The organism is Streptomyces vietnamensis (assembly GCF_000830005.1).
GTDB lineage: Bacteria > Actinomycetota > Actinomycetes > Streptomycetales > Streptomycetaceae > Streptomyces > Streptomyces vietnamensis.
Window position 1 is genome coordinate 7,474,055 of the sequence record NZ_CP010407.1, and the last position, 16,561, is coordinate 7,490,615.

The following is a 16,561-nucleotide window of genomic DNA, read 5'->3' on the forward strand; positions in this document are numbered from 1 at the left end:
CTGTGACCGATTGCCATCGAAGCTTGACGGACGGCAGTTCGTGCCATTGAAGATTGACCTCGCACGTCAGCGTCCTGAGCGCGACAGGTGTCAGTTCCGATCCCGCTCCACTCGGCAGTGCTCGATTGGCCTGATCGGGGGCGGTCGCTCTGCGGTGGCTTACTCGTCCAGGCGTGTAATGAGGTTCATGGGGCCCGCGAGGTAGATGCCTTCGTAGCCCAGCGTGCGGGCCCACGGACCGTACTCGGTACGAAAGGCCTCGGTCACCGCCGGAAGAGCAGAGCTGATGCTGTCGGTGGCGTCCAGCACTAGGTGGATTCCCTGCTTTGGGTGATGCCTCTTGCTCTTGATCGCGTCCTGGAGCGCCGCCGCAAGATCCCCCACGGACGTGTCCGGATGTGTGGCGCTACCGGTCTGTGCAAGCTGCTTCCAGGTCTCCGTGCGGTCGGCCGTCGTGACTTGGATCAGCAACTTGTCCGCGCCAGCCTCGCTGTCGGCGGTGCAGTCCACTCCCTCTTCATCCCTACCTTCAGGGGCCATCTCTGCTGGCTTCCATTGAGCGCCCTGGGAATTGAGGTGGTTAATCAGAACCTGGCTTGCCCGCCGCTCGCGGTCGGCCTTGGCTGGGTTTGGTCCGGCCGTATAGGCGCTGACCACGTCGCTTTCGATGTCGACACCGGCGTCTCGGTCGTCGGCGCCGCGTCCTGTCCGAAGGCCTGTGACGTCTCCAGTGGAGGTCTTCATGGTGAGAAGGTGAGATTCGGTACCACGGCCTTCGTCTGCAGAGGAAACGAACCGCGCCTCCGGGGGCTCCTCTTCCTCGCTCTTGGCCATCGCGCACCTCCCCGCCCAGTCTCGCGCTCATCCGCCGGTTCCGCTCACGGTCCCGGGCAGCAGCTAGCTGTATGTCGGCCACTGTCAGGTCTATCGACGAGGACGTGACCACCCGTCTGGGGCGAGCGTAGAGCCGGACCGACTCTGCCGGGGCTCCAGACACAGCCGGTGCCCGTCGAACTTCGGTTCGTACCACCAGGTCCTGGTCTCACTGTGCGGAAGACGTCGGACGGAATGGGCGAGCGGGAGCGGGGACAGGGAGCTCCGTACCGCCACCCTCAACGCGGCACCGTACGGGCGCGTGCCCGGCTCGGCCGGACGGGAGCGGCGGCCAGCGGCGATGGGCTGACCAGCCCGGAGGCGCCGGCATGGGCCCTGGGCCACCGCATGTTGATCTACTGCCACTGCGCTTTGACCGGCGACCGTTGGAGCGCGAAGATCGATCGCGCTGACCAAGGGTCGGCACCAGTGCCGGACAAATCGCCTACCTCCCCGAGTGCGCCCTGTATCATCCCGATCGCAGTACGTAAGAAGAATGGTCCGGGGAGGGATCTGCTTGTGGCCATCTACGACGACCACCTGATCGATCCCCGCCTAGAGGAGATCTCTTTGCGGGTGTCGCGTCAGCACCTCCGGTACTGCTTCGAGAAGGGCATCGTGCCCCACATCGAGGACTCCACGCGCGTCATGCAAGCCGCGTACGACGCGATGACGCGCTCCGGCAATCCGCTCGACGCTCCCGGCGAGCGTCTGTACCTGCTCTCCTTCGAGGGCTTGCAGTCCTACGTCAAGGTCGGCCGCGTTGAGAAGCGCATCTTCCCTGATCGGCTCAAGGAGTACGAGCATGAAGCCGAGCTGAACATGGTCGTCATCTTCGACGGCTGGGTGTCCAAGGCGTGGCCGTCCACGCGGCTGTGGGAGACCCGCGCCCGGGATGCCATCGCAGCCGTGCCCGGCGTGCAACGGATCCACAAGGAGTACTTCTCTGGGATCACCTTCGAGGACGCCCTGGCGATAGTGCAGAGCGAGCGCACTGCGTAGGTCCGTGCTCCCCTGCCGCGCCCGACCAAACCACGTTGGCGTGTAGTCAGGGTTCGGTGACACAGGTGAGTTGTTCTTGTGATCATTTGGGCCCCGGAACCACTGGCCTGGCTGCTGTCACCTGGTGGGGCGAATGGCCCTAGGCCAAGGGTCGACACCCGCGTGAGTGGGGAAGGGAACGTCCGAGCAGAAGGCGAGGAAGGCTCGAAATCGATGGTGTGGGGGTAGGAGGGGTGGTCCGGAGGGGGTGTCCGGCGTCGGTACCCTGGAGCGCATGTCTACTGCTCCGGTTCGCGTTCGTTTCGCCCCGTCCCCGACCGGCATGTTCCATGTCGGTGGTGCACGGTCCGCTCTCTACAACTGGGCTGTGGCGCGACAGTCCGGCGGCACGTTCGTCCTGCGGATCGAGGACACCGACGCGGCCCGGAACCAGCCGGAGTGGATTGACGGGATCATCAACGCGCTCGCGGCGATCGGCATCCACGGTGAGGACGCGGCCTTCGAGGGGCCGTACTTCCAGTCGCACAACGCCGACCGGCACCGCGAGGCGGGTCTGCAGCTGTTCGCGGCCGGGCGGGCGTACTACTGCGACTGCACCCGGGAGCAGCTGAAGGAGCGCACGGGCTCGGATCACCTCGGGTACGACGGCTTCTGCCGCGACCGGGGGCTGGCCTTCGAGGAGGGCCGGGCGCTGCGGTTCCGGACGCCGGACGAGGGCGAGACCGTCGTGGTCGACCTGATCCGCGGAGAGCCGGCGTTCCCGAACAGCGCGATCGAGGACTTCGTGATCGCTCGCGGTGACGGATCCCCCGTCTTCCTGATCGCCAACGTCGTCGACGACCTGGACGAGGGCATCACGCAGGTCATCCGTGGCGAGGAGCACCTGTCGAACACGCCGAAGCAGCAGCTGCTGTGGGAGGCGCTCGGCGCGAAGCCGCCGGTGTGGGCGCACCTGCCGGTGATCGTGAACGAGAAGCGACAGAAGCTCTCGAAGCGCCGCGACAAGGTCGCGCTGGAGGACTACCTCGCCGAGGGCTTCCTGCCCGAGGCGATGGTGAACTACCTCATGCTCCTGGGCTGGGGCCCCGGCGACGACCGGGAGATCATGCCGCACGAGGAGCTGGAGCAGCTCTTCCGGATCGAGGACGTCAACACCGCGCCGGCCTTCTTCGACGTGAAGAAGCTGACGGCGTTCAACGGCGACTACATCCGCGCGCTGTCCCCGGAGCAGTTCGCCGCCGCCTGCGCGCCGTGGCTCGTCGCCCCGTATGCGCCGTGGGCCCCGGAGGCGTTCGACAAGGACCTCTTCGAGGTGGCGGCTCCGCTGGCCCAGACCCGACTGGCGCTGCTGTCGGAGATCACCAGCTACGTGGACTTCCTGTTCCTCGACGAGCCGGTTGAGGACGAGGCGTCGTGGAACAAGGCGATGAAGGCCGGCGCCGGCGACATCCTGTCCGACGCCCGTGCCGAGCTGGCCACCGTCGCGGACTGGAAGGCGGACGACCTGAAGGCCGTCCTGCTCGCCGTCGGCGAGAAGCACGGCCTCAAGCTGGGCAAGGCCCAGGCGCCCATCCGGGTCGCGGTCACCGGCCGCACGATCGGGCTCCCGCTGTTCGAGTCCATGGAGCTGCTCGGCCGGGACCGTGTGCTGGCCCGTCTGGACGCGGCGGCCAAGAAGCTGGCCGCCGCGCAGGCGTAGCCGCCGGTCAGGCGACCTTCGCGAGAAGGTCGCCCCAGGCGTTGCCGAAGTAGTTCAGATCGAACCGGGCCAGGGCCTCGTACGCGGCCTTGGCCTCGGTCTGGCGCGCCGACGCGCGTTCCCGGACCTGCGCCGGGAGGCGGCCGATGTCCGGGGCCGGCTGGCCGGTCAGTGTGGCGAGGTCGCCCAGGCCGGCCACCGGGCGGATCAGGCAAGGCAAGCCGAGCAGCAGGGCCTCGGCAGCGCAGCGGCTCCAGCCCTCCCGCATCTGAGGGAGGAAGACGCCGACGTCGCACGCGCACAGCAGCCGCAGGTACCGCTCGCGTTCCACGTCGTAGTGGGCGCCGTCGAAGCCGATGGTGTTGCTGCCGCTGGTGATCACCCGCAGCCCGGGCGCGTCGGCCAGGGCTGCCGAGACCTCCTCGGTGCCTTTCCAGTGCACAGCCTTGCCCGCATACACCCCGATCACGTCCGGCGACAGACCGAACTCGGCGCGGCACTCGGTCCTGTCGAAGCCGCGGGCCCGTTCGACCTCCGTCATGTCGAAGGCGTTGTAGATCACCCGGACGTTGCGGACGCCTCGGGCCTGGAGGAAGTCGGCCCAGTACGGGGCGACGCAGACCACGGCGGCGCACTGGGGCAGTGCGCGGAACAGGTGTTCCCAGAGCATGGCCTCGACGGGAGCGGAGTCGTGCTGCAGGGGCTCGTAGTGGTGCAGGAGGAACACCGTGCGGGCCCGCATCTCGGGCGTGAAGAGCAGCAGGCTCAGGTCGTCCCACACGAAGGTACCGGTGGTGCTGTCGAGCGCCTGGATGGTCGGGGCCAGGCGGGCGAGGTGGCGGAGCTTGCGCCAGCGGCGGACGCGGTAGGTGCGCTTGTGGTCCGGGACCGTGCGCCACTCCACGTCGTCGGCCGTCGCCTCGTGGAGCATCCGCAGGTAGACCCGGCCGCCGGTCCGGCCGACCGGTTCCATCGAGTAGACGATCCGCTTCACGGGTGTACCTCCTGTTGGCGTTGGACGTACTCGGCGTGGAGCAGCGCGTGCATAGCCGCCAGGTGGGGACTGAGGCCGCAGGCGGCGTCGGCGAGCGGGAGGTAGAAGTCCTGCAGGCTCTGGAGGAACCGCCGGCGCCTGTCGACGTTGGGCGAGGCGGCGACATCGCGCAGGTTGTGGAGGCGGTCGGCGAGCCGGATGAGGAGGTCCGCGGACGGGAGCGCGGCCTGCTTGAAGCGCCAGCTGGACTCGTCGCCGGCGGCCTTGGGGCGCTGTTCGAGGCGGTGGTCGGCTGTCATCGCCCGCAGGCGGCAGGTGAACGGGGCGCCGAGGTGCTGGACGAGCAGCGCCTCCGATTTGGGGGCCACCTCCAGGGCGTCGTGGAGGAGGGCGAGGAGCAGGGTCTCGGGGTGGCTGACCCTGATCTCGGTGCGCAGGAGCGTGACGACGGCCAGCGGGTGTTCCAGGTACGGGGTGCCCTGGTCGCGGGTGTGGCCGTCGTACACGGTTAGCGCGAGGGCGCCGGCGACGCGGGCACGGGACTGCTCGTCCGTGCTCCACCCGGCGGCGCCGAGCACGGTCAGGACGTGGTCCAGGTCGATGGGGTTCATCCGCCTCACCTCGTACGGAGGGCCGTGGCACAAGGGTCGGGCACGTGGTTGGCGAGGAGCAGGGTGTCGCCGACGGCAAGGGCGTCGAGGCCGAGGTCTGCCGCGGCTGCCACGGCCTGCTCGGCAGTCCGCAGGATCGGGGTGCCCTTGCGGTTGAAGGAGGTGTTCAGCAGCAGCGGTAGTCCGGTGCGGTCGTGGAACTGTTCCAGGAGTTCGTGCAGGCCCTGGTGGTCGGGGGCGACGGACTGGACTCGGGCGGTGCCGTCGTGGTGGGTGACTGCGGCGATGCGGTCCGCTCGGCATCGGCGGACGCGGGCGACGCGGTTCATGAAGGGGTCGCCCGACGACATGAACCACTCCGTGGCGTGCTCGGCGAGGACCGCCGGAGCGAAGGGGCGGTACGTGGCTCGCTTCTTGATTGCGTTGAGCCGGTCGCGCGTGGCGATGTGGCCGGGGTGGGCGAGGATCGAGCGATGGCCGAGGGCTCGCGGCCCGAACTCAAGCTGTCCCTGTACCCAGCCGACGATGTGATGGTCCGCGAGGAGCGCGGCCACCGTGGGCGCCAGACCCGGGCCGAGGTCGGTCAGCGCGCGGTATCCGGTCGGCACCGCAGTGGCCGGTAGGGCGCCGGTGTGCGGGCCCCAGGCCGCGTCGGTCGGCACCGGGAGGCGCTCCTGCCCGAGCTGGTAGTGCCAGCCGTAGAGCGCGGCACCCACGGCAGTGCCCGCGTCGTGTGGGGCCGGTGCCACGAAGAGGGTGTCGAAGCCGCTCTCGGCTGCCAGCTGGCCGTTGAGGTGGGAGTTCAGGGCGCACCCGCCCGAGAACACCAACGTTGAGGTCTTGGTGAGCCGTTGCAGGTGGCGGGCGATGTGGACGACGGACTCGGCGAAGACCTCCTGGACGGCGGCGGCTAGGTCGGCCCGCTCGTGGTCCGGCTGCTGCGCGACGTTGTCGGCGGTCCAGGCCCGACCGCCGAGCAGCAGCGGGGTGCTGCTGTCCGACGAGCCCCAGGGGTGATCGATGCGGACCTCGCCGTCGTCGCCGAGCCGGACCAGCTCGCGGATCTGCGCTCCGTAGCGCTGGGGATCGCCGAAGGCCGCGAGCGCCATCGTGCTGCCCTCGGGCTCGTCGCAGGGCGGGATCACCCGGCGGGCGAGGTTCCGGTAGAAGTGCCCGAGGGAGGAGTGAACGCGCCGGGGCCCGGCCGGGCTGGGCACAACGGTCGGCATGCCCTGGTGGAGGCGGTCGATGCGATCGGGGCGCAGGTCGTACCCCGTGATGCGCTCCCGGCCCGGGCCGAAGTCGGAGCCGAGGGAGGAGCCGCCGGCGTCGATGACGAGGCCGGCAGCGTGGTCGTGGCCGGAGAGCAGGTAGCCGGAGAGCACGTGGGCCGTGTGGTGGGAGAGGAGGCGGAGGTGTTCGCCGAGCGGGGCGGGCAGGAGGGCGGCGAGTTCGTCTCGCTCCTCGGCCAGCCACCAGCCGGCGGCGGGATTGGGGCGCATGGAGGCGGCCCAGACTGCGTCGACGTCCTGCGGTTCGAGGCCGGCGGCCTCCAGGCACCACTGGAGCGCGCGGGTCGGGGAGGTGAGCGTGCCCTTGCGGGTGGGGTGGTTGTGCTTGACGCCGCTCCAGCGTTCCTCCTCGGCCGCGTAGAGGCGGCCGTCGACGAGTAAGGCGGCGCTGGTGTCGTGGTGGAAGTTCAGTCCGAGGACTGCGGGCATGGTGGTGTACCTCCGGTCTGGGGTCAGACGGTGAGGGCCGGGGCGGGGAGGAGGGCGGCGCCGGAGTCGGTGTACTCGTGGCAGCGCAGGCAGAACCGGAAGTGGTGACCTCGGGGCGCGAACACCTTGGCCGCGAAGTCCTCGTCCCAGATGCTGAATTCGCTGTCGTCCTTCGCCATGGCGTTGAAGCAGCGGTAGCAGGACCCATCCATCTCGATCATCAGGTGCTGGTCGAGGTAGCGGTCGCAGATGCCGCGCAGCTCGTTGGCCGGCTGGCCGACGTCGACGTGGTGCACGTGGTTGGTGACGTGGATGGCGCCGTACCTGTCGCACAGCCTCGCGAGCTGTGCGAGGCGGGTGGAACTGATGCCTTCCAGAACGCTGTTGATGACCACGGTCTTGCCTGCCTCGCGGAAGCGGGGCACGACGGCATGGACCTCGTCGTAGTTCTCGTGCTCGTCGTCACAGCCGATGAGGACCTGGTCGTACGAGCGGAGCGTGGCCTCCATGATCCGCTCGTTGCGGGCCAGCGTGATGGCGTTCGTGCCCAGGACCATGACCTTGTCCGGCAGGCGGGTTCGGGCCGCGTCGCTGAGGGCGGGGAAGTCCCGATGCACGGTGGGCTCGCCGCCGTTGATGTGCAGCTGCTGGAACGGGATGGTCTCCAGCCTGGCCAGGATGGTGGAGAACAGCTCCAGGGACATGTTCTCGCCCTGGGCGCCGTCGGCGAAGATGCAGAAGTTGCATGACCGGTTGCACTTCGTCGTGATCTTGATCTTGGCCGTCTTCAGGGCGCGGGGCAGGGGTGCACGCGCGGGCATGGCGGACTCCTTGTGTCAGGGGTGGACATCGCCGGGGGTGAGAGTGAGGAAGTCCTGCACGGTCGACTTCTGCCGGTGCCAGAGCGCGAGGGTCGCGCGCAGGGTGCCGGTGGTGGTCGGGCCGGTGGGGATCAGCACCACCATCCGGGCGGCCAGTCTCTGGGCGGGAGTGGCCTCGTCGGCCGCGAGCGCGTTCAGGCTCTGTGCGGCGGCTCGGAGTTCCTTCGCCTCGCGCCGGATCAGATAGTCGGTTGCCACGCCGGGCGGCGGGTCGAGGTAGTACAGCCAGCGGGCGACGCGTACGCGAAGCATTCCGGAGGTCATCACCCAGTCGGTACGGGCGTGCTCCTCGCCCTGGCCGACGGGGCCCGCGTCGGGAACGCGGCGCATGGCCGCCTCCAGGGAGACGTGGGCCGTGCGGAGGAGGTGACGCGGACTCCGCGGACGGGCATCGGGTCGATCTTCGGCGTGCCCGAGGAACAGCTCGGCGTATCCGTCCAGCCCGTCCGGCCGCCACTGAGTGAGGGCGGCCGTCTTACCGGGGCAGCGGGTCCGTGTTGCGAGCGCGGCTGCGGCGAACCAGCACGGGGCGAGGTAGTGCCAGGCCACGCAGTGGCGCCGGTACGCGGTGATGTCCTCCACCACGTTGTCCGTACTGTCCGCCGCCAGCTGGTACCGGCCGCCCAGCCGCCCCTGGAGGATGCCCCGGTAGAAGCGCTCGTCGACCTCGCACCACGGCGCCATCTGCGCCCGGGACTTCCAACGCTGGAAGTCCCGCGCACTCCCGCTGATCAACGACCAGGTCGCGAGCTCGGGCGCGGAGACGAGCCGCCCGTCCGCCTCGGCCACGGTGAACGCGAAGCCGGGCGGATGCTCCAGGAGACGCCGGTGGGAGACCTCCCGGCCGACCGAGGCGGTGTGCGCGGCGGCCAGGCGGTGGTTCCACTCCTCCCAGTCCGCCGGGGCCTGGGGGAGGAGCACCCGGACGTCGATGTCGGAGTGGGGAGCCAGCAGGTCGGCCGGCTGCCACTTGTGGGTGAGCATCACTGCCCCGACGTCATGGGCGTCCAGCTCACGTTCGTACAGCGCTCCGAGCCCCGAGTAGAGGGGCGGCGCTTCGATCACCGCCATCACCGTCCCCCAGTGGAGGCGCGGGCGCAGGCGGGCGGGGCCGCGTCCGTGGTCAGGAGCGGGAGCAGGGGCAGGACCGGGGCGCCTTCGGGGCGCTCCATCCGGTCCCAGCGCAGGTCGTAGTCCACGTAGTGGAAGCCCTGCCAGGCGTCGTTGGTGTTGCGGTCGAGCATGGCCTGGAAGAGGTAGGCGAAGGCGTCGCCGAGGGTGCCCTCGGCGAGATGGGGCTTCAGGGGAATGTCGCGGTTGTGGAGGATGCAGGGGCGGGCCACACCGGTGGGCGTGATCTTGATGCGGTTGGCGTCGGAGCAGGTGGCGCAGCTGGAGTTGGAGATGAAGCCGATCGAGCCCGCCCAGCCGTCCGGGCGGAGGTACTGCCCGGGGCTGCGGACCCCGAGTTCGTCCCTGCGGACCTCGCCGGCGTTCGCGAACCACTCGTGGAGACGGTCGCGGACCTCCGCCTCGCCGATGAACTCGGTGTCGAAGAGCGCCTGCGCGGGGCCGATGTTCTGGAGCTCGATCAGCCGGACGGCGATGGGCAGGTCGCGGGCGAGCTCGGCGACGGCGAAGGCGTCGTCCAGATAGGTGCGCTGGAGAACGCAGTTGATCTTCACGCGCAGGCCGAGTGCGAGGGCGGTGTCGAGGGTGCGCCGGGTGATGCGAGGGTCGCCGCCGCCCATGATCTCGGCGGATCGGTCGGGGTCGAGGCTGTGGAGGCTGAGGTTGAGGTAGGTCAGGCCGACGCTGTGGAGCTGCTCGACGCTCAGGCCGCGGCGCAGGTTGCCGTGGCTGGTCATGCCGATCGCGGCGTCGGGTCCGAGGCCGTCGGCCAGGCCCGCGATCACGTCGAGGATGTCCGCCCGGAGGGTCGGCTCCCCGCCGGAGCAGTGCGCCTTCTTGATCTTCCAGGCACCGGCCTCGGCAGCGATGGCCGCGTAGTCGGAGACGGTCAGGGGACGGTCCTTGTGCCCGTAGTCCGGCATACAGCGCGGCTTGCAGAACACGCAGTCCAGGTTGCAGAGCGAGTTCAGGGTGAAGGCCAGGTAGGGGTGGTTGCGGCCGGTCGCGGCGAAGACGGCGGCCAGGTCGCGGTGGCGTGTGGCGGGCATCGGTCAGCCTCCTACGAGGGGAAAGCGGGCAGCGGGCACCTCGGCCAGACCGTTGAGCGACTGGCCGGTGAGGTAGCGGCGCAGGTTGTCGGCGAAGAACGCGACCGCCTCGTTCATGTACGTGCGGCTGAGCGTGGAGCTCTTCGGCGTGAGGACGACCCGGGGGTGGAGCCGCAGTGGATGGCGGGCGGGCAGTGGTTTCGGGTCGAAGACGTCCAGGGCGGCGCCGCGAAGGTGGCCGGTGTTGAGCGTGGCCAGGAGGGCTGCCTGGTCGACGGTCGCCGCGCGGCCGAGGTTGAGGAAGACGGACTTCGGCTTGAACGCCGTGAAGAGGTCGTGGTCGAAGAAGCGGTCCGTGGCCCGGGTGGCGGGCAGCAGATCGACCACCACGTCGGCGGCGGCGACCGCCTGGTGCACCGCCGACGTGTGCATCCAGCTGATCCCGCCATCGGCGGCCACCGGCGGCGTCCGCCGTACGCCGATGACGTCCATCCCGAAGGAGCGGGCCGCACGAGCGAGGTGTCCGCCGATACTGCCGCAGCCGACGATGGTCATCGTCGCCCCCGCCAGGTCGAAGAACTCCTCCGCCAGATCGTCCTTCCACCAGGTCCGGTTCCGCTGGGCGAGCTGGCTCATGAACAACCCGCGTGAGAAGCCCAGGACCATCCCCATGGCGTGCTCGGCCATGGGCCTGCCGTGAAACCCGTACGAGCGGGTCAGAGCCACCCCGACGGAGTGGGCCTCGGCGACGGGCAGATGGTCGGTGCCGGCTGCCGGGGAGGCGATCCACCTCAGATGAGGCGCGCCGAACAGCCACGACGGCTTGAACGTCCAGCCGAAATAGACGTGCGCCTCGGCCAGCTGGTGCGGCACGGCCTCCTCGGTCGCCGTACGGAACTCGACGTTCGGGAAGGCGGCGGCGAGCGCCTGCTCGTGCTCGGCGGACAGCCGCCAGAAGGAGTGAGGGGACTCCAGACTGATCAACACGACCGGCCGGTTCATCGAGCTCGGCCCACCGCGCTCGACGTCGGCACAAGAGCCCAAGGAGCGATGCGTTCGACGACGGAACCGATGCTGGCCTCGTAGTCGTGGCGCGAGCGCACCAGGGCCGCCCCGGCGCTCCGAAGCCGGTCGCGTTCGCGGGGCAGGACGGTCAGGGCACGGTGGAGCGCGGAGGCCAGGGACCGGGCGTCACGTGGTGCGGCGGTGAAGCCGGTCTCGCCTTCGACCACGGTCTGGGCCAGCCCGCCGGCCGTGGTTGCCACCACCGGGCCGGCACCGGCCGCGAACGCCTCCAGAGGGATGCGACCGAAGGGCTCCTCCCGCGAGGGAACGACGACCGCGCGCAGGGCCGGATTGTGCAGCCAGGCGCGGATTGCGGGGGTGAAGCGCGTGATCAGGGTCGCGTCCAGGCCGTACGTGCGGATGCGCGCCGCCAGGTCCTCCTGGTACGAGGTCGGGCGCTCGTGTTCGTCCGAGGTCACCGCCGCCAGGACCAGGTGCGGGGCGCGGAACCCGCGCTCCTTGAGGAAGCGCAACGCCTCCAGGAGGTCGTCGAAACCCTTCGTCGGCACGGCACGGCCCATGGCGAGAAGGAACCCGGCACGGGCCTTGAAGGGCAGAGGCGGCGCGCTCGTAGGCGGGGCCATCTCCTCCCGGATCAGCCCGTTCGGGACGCTGACGATGCTTCCCCGAGGGACGGTGTAACTGACGACGAGGTGGCCGCGCATGTGGGAGGAGATGGCGCCGATCCGCCCGCCTCGGACGGTCGCCGCCCGCAGGGCGTCCCGCTCCCAGCGGACTCGGGACATGTCCTTGGGCCTCGTCAGCGCCGTCGTGGAGCGGGGAACGAGCAGCAGGTCCGTGGTCGGCGACGTGTACGGGGCCAGCCCGAGGAAGGGGATGTCGAGGCCGATGAGAAGGCACCGGCTCGCGCGGTCGGCGACACGTACGGCCGCCTCGCCTGCCAGGTCGCACAGCTGCATGGAGCCGTGGATCGAGTCCGGCGCCGCCTGGACCTCTGGGATCGTGATGACGTCGGCCCTGGCCTGCCGCAGCATCTGCTGGACTTCGCCGGCCCACCGCCGGTCGTGCGCTCCCGCTGTCTCCGACACATGCGGGGTGATGACGGAGAGGTGGCCCGGAGGCAGCAGGCGGGCGAGGGCCGTGAGGAAGGCGCGGTTGCTGAAGCCAGTGCCCGACGCCGCACCGTAGAAGCCCTCGTGGAGGGCGACGACGACACGGGGCTGACGGACCGCCTCCGGTACGGCGGCCGTCGGCGGGGGAGGTGGAGTGGCATGGTCGATGCGCACCGTATGGTGCCTCCTTTGAAGAAGGGGTGTCGTGGGCGTGGACATCAATGGGTGCCGTCGGGCGAGTGGTGGGAACCGCGCCTGAGTCGGCACCAGGCACGGGTGCCGTGGGTACCGGTCGTCAGCGACCAGGCATCGGCCAATGCCTCGACGATGACTAGCCCTCGTCCCGATTCGGCCTCCTCCTCAGGAGCTGGAGGAGAGCAGGGCGCGGGGTCAGAACAGCCGCCGTCGGTGACCGTGATCTCGATCTCCAGGTCACCGGCGGTCTGACTCCTGCGGTCGACGCACAGGACCAGAGGCGGCCTGCCCGAGGCGAACGCGTTCGTCGCGAGCTCCGACGTGATCAGGCGGGCGTCATCAAGCAGGTCCGCCTCGGCGTCGTGGAGGGCGACCGCCACAGCCTCCCGCGCGACTTCGGCCGCCTTCGGCCCGTACGGCAGATCCGTGATCAGCGTGGTCGCGTCGGCGCCGCCGGCGTGCCCGGACGCCGAGACTCGGACCGGACGCTCGATGTCGTGGTCCAGCACACTGCCGAGACGGCCTGGGGAGGTGCTCGTGCGGTGTCTCAAGGCCCACCTCTTTCTCCGTCGGCACCGAGGGCGGCGCCTTCCGCCGGAATCCAAGAACACCGGAGAAGGGGGGTGACGCAGGACCCGATCAACGGGTCAACTCGGTCAACTTCCTTGAGAAGGAGGTGAATCAGCCGTCCGAGGGCGTCACCATGAGGGAGCGCGAGAAGTGATGGATGAACCACTGGGGCAAGAGGTGGTCGCACGTGGCACCGCAAGCAGGGCAACCCAACGACGTACTGGCGGGGTGCCTGGATGAACTCGGATGGAGCCCCAAGGCGCTGGCTCGCAAGCTGAACAGGGTGTTCGGAGCGGGGACGGTGGCCGAGTCGGCGCCGTACCACTGGCGGGACGCCGGCTCACTACCGCGCTCGCCGTTACCGATGATGGCCGCCTATGTGCTCTCCCAGGAACTGGGTAGACCTGTCTCGGTGGCAGAACTCTGGCAGGGCCGCGTGGGCGATTCCTCGGCGCTTGTCCCTGCGGACACGGATCTCGCACGGCCCTGGACCGTGCAGGGTATGGAGGCGATCGTGGAGGACTGGGTGATGGGAGGGCTCGTCGACCGGCGCCGGTTCCTCGCGATCTCGGGCGCGGGGCTTCTCGCGATTGTCGCCCAGTACCTCGACGGCACTGCGGGACGCGGCCAGTACGCGCCCCGGATCACGCCGTCCGTGGGCGCCGATCCGCTTGTGGACCAGGTCGAACAGCACCTGCCCATGCTCTCCGCGCTCGACGACGAACACGGAGGGGCACGTCACCTCCCTTACGTGGGTGCCCAGTTCCGTGCGGTCGGGCTGCTGATCCGCGAAGGCGGTCATGCTCCCGCCGTCGCGAGCCGCCTCATCCGTGCGCTCGCCGAGATCGGCCAGCTGGCCGGCTGGATGGCCTTCGACGCCGCCGACCACGGCCTGGCGCAGCGCTACTTCGCCACCGCGCTGCGGGCAGCGCACCAAGTGAACGACTTGCCCCTGTGCGCTCACATCCTCGGCGACCTCTCCTTCCAGGCGGCCAGCCGGGGCCACCCTGCGGATGCCATTGCCCTCGGCGAGGCCGCCCGCCGAGCCAGCGACGCCGCCCCGCCAGTCGTCCGGGCATCCGTCCTGTCGCGGCTCGCCTACGCGTACGCCGCTGCCGGCCGGGACAACGACTTCGCCCACACCCGCGGGGCCGCCCGCGAGCTGATCTCCGGCCGGGACGGTAGCCAGGAGGAGCCTCGCTGGATGTACTTCCTCACCGACAACCACTTGGACTGCCAGGCCGGTTACGGCCTCGTTCAGATGGGCCGCGCGCAGCTGAAGGCAGGCGGCGGAACGAGGGGACGACGGTTCCTCGCTCAGGGTTCGGAGATGCTCCGCTCTGGAGCGTACGACGTCCCGCGCGGCGACCCCAGTCAGCGCAGGGCCTTGTTCGAGGGGGCTTGGCTGGCCCTGGGACACAGTGCTCACGGTGACCTGGAGGCGGCCTGCGAGATCGGCCAGATCGCTGCTGACCGACTCGACGTGGTGCGGTCGCCTCGCAGTGCGGCCCTGCTCCACCAGCTCGCCGCAGACCTGCGCCGTCGACAGCGCAACTCCCACGTGCGCAGTTTCCTGCCGGCCCTGGAGCACGCCCTAGCCGAACACGCCCCGTTGACGCCACCTGGCCGTTAAGGTCAGGATCATGACCGCAGGGGAACGCGTTGTCGTTGTCGGGGCTGGGGTGGCAGGGCTCACTACCGCCGTCGTTCTCGCCGAGGCCGGTGCTTCGGTGCACGTGATCGCCGAGCAGGTGCCAGGCGTCACGTCGCTGGCGGCGGGGGCGATGTGGGGGCCGTACCTGGTCGAACCGAAGGACAAGGTCGACCAGTGGGGACAGCGGTCCCTGGAGATCTTCCGCAAGCTGGCGGAGGACCCGTCTACGGGCGTCCGGCTCACCAGCGGCATTGAGGCGTCCCGCACTGCCGAGGCACCGCCGGACTGGGCCACCACGTTGCCCGGCTTCCGGCCGTGCGAGCCGGCCGAACTGCCGACTGGCTTCACTGCGGGTTACCGGTTCACCGTGCCGCTCATCGACATGCCCGCTTACCTCGACTACCTCCTGCGTCGGCTCGACGCTGCTGGAGGCACGGTCGAGCGCCGACGCCTGGCCTCGCTCGCGGACGCCGGTCCGGCCCCCGTGATCGTCAATTGCGCGGGATTGGGTGCCCAGGACCTGGTCCCGGACCCCGACCTTCGGCCCATCCGCGGCCAGCACGTCGTCGTCACCAACCCGGGGCTGACCGAGTTCTTCTCCGAGGACACAGGTCTCTCGTCGGATCTGCTGTGCTTCTACCCGCACGGTGACACCGTCGTCCTGGGAGGCACAGCCGTCGACGGTGAGGGCGACCTCGCCTCCGACGACAACGCGGCGGCCGACATCCGGGCCCGCTGCGCCAAGGTCGAGCCTCGCCTTGCCGAGGCACGCGTTCTGGAGCACCGGATCGGCGCTCGGCCAACGCGAGCCACAGTCCGTGTGGAGGCCGACCGGCAGGAGGACGGCACTCTGGTCGTGCACAACTACGGGCACGGAGGCGCCGGCGTCACGCTCTCGTGGGGATGTGCTGAGGAGACGGGTGCGTTGCTGACCGCCGACTGACGGAGTGTCCGAAGGAATGCGGCCCACACATGCGCTGCAGGCGACTGTGCCTCATCTTCGCCAGCATGAGATGTGAGACCAGGAACAGCTACCTCCTCAGCGGCAAGTCCAGTTGCGGAGGGCGCGTCGCCTGCGATGAAGCGGCGCCGGAACCTGACCTCTGCGACGTTCCTCTGCCCAAGTTCAGCCGACAGGCAGAAGCCGCCGAAGCCAGGGATGGTCGGGCACGATCACGTTGATCGCGCCCGCCAACCAGGCGCGTGCCGGAGCATCGAGCAGCGGCAGTACAGCTTCGAAGTCGGCCTCGTCCTTGTTCCGGGTCGCCTTGGCCTTGTAGAAGAGCTGGACCTCGGGTACGAGATACGGGATGCCCGTCTTGCTCGTGCGCCCAAGCCGGTCGATTGGGAGCCGGATTGCCGGGTTACGCCGCGATACCCATTGGGTGCCCTCGGCCTCGTCCAGCATGAGCTGCACGGACCAGGGAGCCTTCGGCGTGTGGCGGCACCAGATGTCGTGGAGCGGTGGCTGAAGGACCTCTCCAGGACGCCATGGTCGCAGCTCTCCCTGGCCGGGCGGGTCCGCCACGTACAGGTCCCAGTCGGCCAGCAGGTCCCGCACGAGGCCTTGGTCGCGCCGGAGGACGAGGACGTCGAGATCACCGTGTGCGCGCAATTCGTGGCCTACCGCGAGTTCGATCGCGTAGCCACCAGCGATCCACCACGGGAAGTCCGCCTCGGCGAAGATCGTGGCCACATCCTCGGGACGGTCCGGCACCCAGCGTCCCAATACCTCAGCAGTCACCCGCCCATACTGCCAGTCACCCGACAGGCGGACGTCAAGGCCAGCGGCGGGTCGGCGGTCTCGTAGAAGAGGCAATGTGCCACTCCTGCGGACCGGCTGACCTCTGGCAGCGCGGCTCGAACGAGAACACGAACGGGCTGCCGCGGCAGTACATCCCGAGGGGAACCGAGTCGTCCCGGCACATCCGCGAGTACCTGGGCGTCGTCTCTGCCGAGCTCAACGGGCGGCTATGTGAAACGCTCGGCTGGGGTATCCCAGCCGAGCGTCTGCATCGACTCTTCGCGGAGCGAGCAGCGATT

Annotated in this window: 15 protein-coding genes and 1 pseudogene; 5 read left to right on the plus strand and 11 right to left on the minus strand. The window is 69.6% G+C overall.

The window, feature by feature from the left end; translation table 11 throughout:
* Window positions 1-159: 159 nt before the first annotated feature.
* Window positions 160-834: a hypothetical protein gene (locus SVTN_RS44470; protein WP_159026537.1), complete on the minus strand. Its 675-nt coding sequence runs from the start codon at window positions 832-834 to the stop codon at window positions 160-162.
* Between the two features lie 558 nt (window positions 835-1,392).
* Between SVTN_RS44470 and SVTN_RS33470 the strand changes: the two genes are divergently transcribed.
* Together SVTN_RS33470 and gltX are read left to right on the plus strand one after the other, a co-directional pair.
* Window positions 1,393-1,875: a hypothetical protein gene (locus SVTN_RS33470; protein WP_041132450.1), complete on the plus strand. Its 483-nt coding sequence runs from the start codon at window positions 1,393-1,395 to the stop codon at window positions 1,873-1,875.
* Between the two features lie 322 nt (window positions 1,876-2,197).
* Window positions 2,198-3,574: a glutamate--tRNA ligase gene (gltX, locus tag SVTN_RS33475; RefSeq protein ID WP_245727974.1), complete on the plus strand. Its 1,377-nt coding sequence runs from the start codon at window positions 2,198-2,200 to the stop codon at window positions 3,572-3,574.
* 7 nt (window positions 3,575-3,581) lie between these two features.
* Here the strand turns inward: gltX and SVTN_RS33480 are convergent, their stop codons facing one another.
* The 9 genes from SVTN_RS33480 to SVTN_RS33520 are packed head-to-tail and all read right to left on the minus strand — an operon-like array spanning window position 3,582 to window position 12,803.
* Window positions 3,582-4,568: a glycosyltransferase gene (locus SVTN_RS33480; protein WP_041132452.1), complete on the minus strand. Its 987-nt coding sequence runs from the start codon at window positions 4,566-4,568 to the stop codon at window positions 3,582-3,584.
* Window positions 4,565-5,179, minus strand: a complete 615-nt coding sequence (locus SVTN_RS33485; RefSeq protein ID WP_041132453.1) for an HD domain-containing protein — start codon at window positions 5,177-5,179, stop codon at window positions 4,565-4,567. The genes SVTN_RS33480 and SVTN_RS33485 overlap by 4 nt, the downstream gene beginning before the upstream one ends.
* A 5-nt stretch (window positions 5,180-5,184) precedes the next feature.
* On the minus strand, window positions 5,185-6,900 hold the full coding sequence (locus SVTN_RS33490; RefSeq protein ID WP_041132454.1) for a carbamoyltransferase C-terminal domain-containing protein: 1,716 nt from the start codon (window positions 6,898-6,900) through the stop codon (window positions 5,185-5,187).
* A 23-nt stretch (window positions 6,901-6,923) separates the two neighbouring features.
* A complete protein-coding gene (locus SVTN_RS33495; RefSeq protein WP_041132455.1) occupies window positions 6,924-7,721 on the minus strand; it encodes a radical SAM protein in 798 nt (265 codons plus the stop codon).
* A gap of 15 nt (window positions 7,722-7,736) precedes the next feature.
* The gene (locus SVTN_RS33500; protein WP_041132456.1) at window positions 7,737-8,852 is read right to left on the minus strand and encodes a hypothetical protein; all 1,116 of its coding nucleotides are present in this window, start codon (window positions 8,850-8,852) and stop codon (window positions 7,737-7,739) included.
* Entirely contained in the window at window positions 8,852-9,961 is a 1,110-nt protein-coding gene (locus tag SVTN_RS33505; RefSeq protein WP_041132457.1) for a radical SAM protein, read from the minus strand. Before SVTN_RS33505 ends, SVTN_RS33500 begins: the two co-directional genes overlap by 1 nt.
* 3 nt (window positions 9,962-9,964) lie before the next feature.
* Window positions 9,965-10,963: a D-2-hydroxyacid dehydrogenase gene (locus SVTN_RS33510; RefSeq protein WP_041132458.1), complete on the minus strand. Its 999-nt coding sequence runs from the start codon at window positions 10,961-10,963 to the stop codon at window positions 9,965-9,967.
* The gene (locus SVTN_RS33515; protein ID WP_041132459.1) at window positions 10,960-12,273 is read right to left on the minus strand and encodes a glycosyltransferase family 4 protein; all 1,314 of its coding nucleotides are present in this window, start codon (window positions 12,271-12,273) and stop codon (window positions 10,960-10,962) included. Before SVTN_RS33515 ends, SVTN_RS33510 begins: the two co-directional genes overlap by 4 nt.
* A 44-nt stretch (window positions 12,274-12,317) precedes the next feature.
* Window positions 12,318-12,803: an ATP-binding protein gene (locus SVTN_RS33520; RefSeq protein ID WP_041132460.1), complete on the minus strand. Its 486-nt coding sequence runs from the start codon at window positions 12,801-12,803 to the stop codon at window positions 12,318-12,320.
* A gap of 248 nt (window positions 12,804-13,051) precedes the next feature.
* On the opposite strand from SVTN_RS33520, the gene SVTN_RS33525 reads away from it, so the two are divergent.
* Together SVTN_RS33525 and SVTN_RS33530 are read left to right on the plus strand one after the other, a co-directional pair.
* Window positions 13,052-14,497: an NsdA family TPR-like regulatory protein gene (locus SVTN_RS33525; RefSeq protein ID WP_041134508.1), complete on the plus strand. Its 1,446-nt coding sequence runs from the start codon at window positions 13,052-13,054 to the stop codon at window positions 14,495-14,497.
* Between the two features lie 10 nt (window positions 14,498-14,507).
* A complete protein-coding gene (locus tag SVTN_RS33530) occupies window positions 14,508-15,461 on the plus strand; it encodes an FAD-dependent oxidoreductase (protein ID WP_041132461.1) in 954 nt (317 codons plus the stop codon).
* A 183-nt stretch (window positions 15,462-15,644) separates the two neighbouring features.
* On the opposite strand, the gene SVTN_RS33535 is transcribed toward SVTN_RS33530, so the two are convergent.
* A complete protein-coding gene (locus tag SVTN_RS33535) occupies window positions 15,645-16,262 on the minus strand; it encodes a nucleotidyltransferase domain-containing protein (protein ID WP_052499442.1) in 618 nt (205 codons plus the stop codon).
* Between the two features lie 86 nt (window positions 16,263-16,348).
* Between SVTN_RS33535 and SVTN_RS45815 the strand changes: the two are divergent.
* Window positions 16,349-16,546 (plus strand): annotated as a pseudogene (locus tag SVTN_RS45815) (IS30 family transposase); the annotation flags it as partial.
* Between the last annotated feature and the right edge of the window lie 15 nt (window positions 16,547-16,561).

What these genes read in the sequence shown, in the direction of transcription:
- SVTN_RS33510 (WP_041132458.1), bottom strand. Translation starts at nt 10,963, where the DNA reads ATGAACCGGCCGGTCGTGTTGATCAGTCTGGAGTCCCCTCACTCCTTC.
- gltX (WP_245727974.1), top strand. Translation starts at nt 2,198, where the DNA reads ATGTTCCATGTCGGTGGTGCACGGTCCGCTCTCTACAACTGGGCTGTG.
- SVTN_RS33505 (WP_041132457.1), bottom strand. Translation starts at nt 9,961, where the DNA reads ATGCCCGCCACACGCCACCGCGACCTGGCCGCCGTCTTCGCCGCGACC.
- SVTN_RS33530 (WP_041132461.1), top strand. Translation starts at nt 14,508, where the DNA reads ATGACCGCAGGGGAACGCGTTGTCGTTGTCGGGGCTGGGGTGGCAGGG.
- SVTN_RS33500 (WP_041132456.1), bottom strand. Translation starts at nt 8,852, where the DNA reads ATGGCGGTGATCGAAGCGCCGCCCCTCTACTCGGGGCTCGGAGCGCTG.
- SVTN_RS33485 (WP_041132453.1), bottom strand. Translation starts at nt 5,179, where the DNA reads ATGAACCCCATCGACCTGGACCACGTCCTGACCGTGCTCGGCGCCGCC.
- SVTN_RS33490 (WP_041132454.1), bottom strand. Translation starts at nt 6,900, where the DNA reads ATGCCCGCAGTCCTCGGACTGAACTTCCACCACGACACCAGCGCCGCC.
- SVTN_RS33495 (WP_041132455.1), bottom strand. Translation starts at nt 7,721, where the DNA reads ATGCCCGCGCGTGCACCCCTGCCCCGCGCCCTGAAGACGGCCAAGATC.
- SVTN_RS44470 (WP_159026537.1), bottom strand. Translation starts at nt 834, where the DNA reads ATGGCCAAGAGCGAGGAAGAGGAGCCCCCGGAGGCGCGGTTCGTTTCC.